Origin of the sequence: Mesotoga sp. HF07.pep.5.2.highcov (assembly GCF_003666285.1) — a bacterium.
GTDB classification, from domain to species: Bacteria; Thermotogota; Thermotogae; order Petrotogales; family Kosmotogaceae; genus Mesotoga; species Mesotoga prima.
Genome location: NZ_JFHJ01000383.1, coordinates 1 through 1,223 on the forward strand (window position 1 = coordinate 1; position 1,223 = coordinate 1,223).

General features: G+C 48.9%; 1 protein-coding gene. It reads left to right on the top strand.

The window, feature by feature from the left end; all coding sequences use genetic code 11:
* The coding region (locus BG32_RS08210) for an anaerobic sulfatase maturase (RefSeq protein WP_121526665.1) at positions 1-1,113 on the top strand (1,113 nt) is incomplete at its 5' end.
* Positions 1,114-1,223 lie beyond the last annotated feature (110 nt).

Here is a 1,223-nt window from a genome sequence, read left to right on the forward strand (position 1 = left end):
CTTATAAACAGCAGAAACGTTATAAGCGACGAGGTCCTGGAGAGGTTCATCTATGAATACATCAACTCACAGACAGTTCCAGAGATAGTCTTCACCTGGCAGGGAGGGGAGCCCACACTACTTGGAATCGACTTCTTCAAAAAGGTTGTCGATTACGAGAGGCTTTACTGTCCTCCGGGCAAGAAGATTGCCAACGATCTCCAGACAAACGGAACGCTGCTGGATGAAAAGTGGTGCTCGTTTCTCAAAGAACACAACTTTCTCGTTGGAATAAGCATCGACGGCCCGGAGAGACTGCATAACGTCTACAGAAAAAGCAGGAGCGGCGGTCCGACCTTCCAGAAGGTCCTCAATGCTGTAAGACTTTTGCACAAGTACGAGATTCTTTTCAATACCCTGACCGCGGTTAACAGAATAAACGCGAAGTATCCTGGAGAGGTGTATCGCTTTTTGAGGGATACAGCCGGTTCAACCAGAATGCAGTTCATCCCTATAGCAGAACCGAAGGTATTCAAAAGTTCGCCCACTACATTCATTCCCGAAGACAGTATGCCGATTACAGGATCTACTGAAGCCCTGCCAGGTAAGCACGCTTCGCTCGTTGCCGACTGGTCGGTCGTTCCTGAAGACTACGGGAGTTTTCTCAACGGGGTTTTCGATATCTGGTACAGGGAGGATATTGGCAAGGTTTTTGTCTTCCTCTTTGAGTGTGCCCTTGCCCAGTGGCTCGGGATGGAGGTATCGTTGTGCATCTTCTCTGAAACTTGCGGAAAGGCACTTGCGCTGGAGGCCGATGGAAGCCTGTACTCCTGCGATCACTTTGTCTATCCCGAGCACAGGCTCGGAAACATTAAGGACCGGAGGTTGCTCGAAATGGTGACTTTGACATCACAGACTGTCTTCGGGGTTTCGAAAGCTGCCACACTGCCGGAATACTGCAACAAGTGCGAATACCTTTTCGCCTGTCACGGAGAATGCCCGAAGAACAGATTTGTCAAAACGCCAGACGGAGAACCGGGACTGAACTACCTTTGCTCCGGACTGAAAAAATACTTCTCCCATATAGATCCATACATGAAAAAGCTTGCCGAAGAGTATCGGTCGAGAAAGTGAGAGAGTCCGGAACTCATCTTACCGAAGTGTGTTCAGTGATTCAAGTAACTTGTCCAGGACTGAGTTCACCGTGTCTCTTTTCTTCTCCGAAATTGAATTAGCAGTCGGAC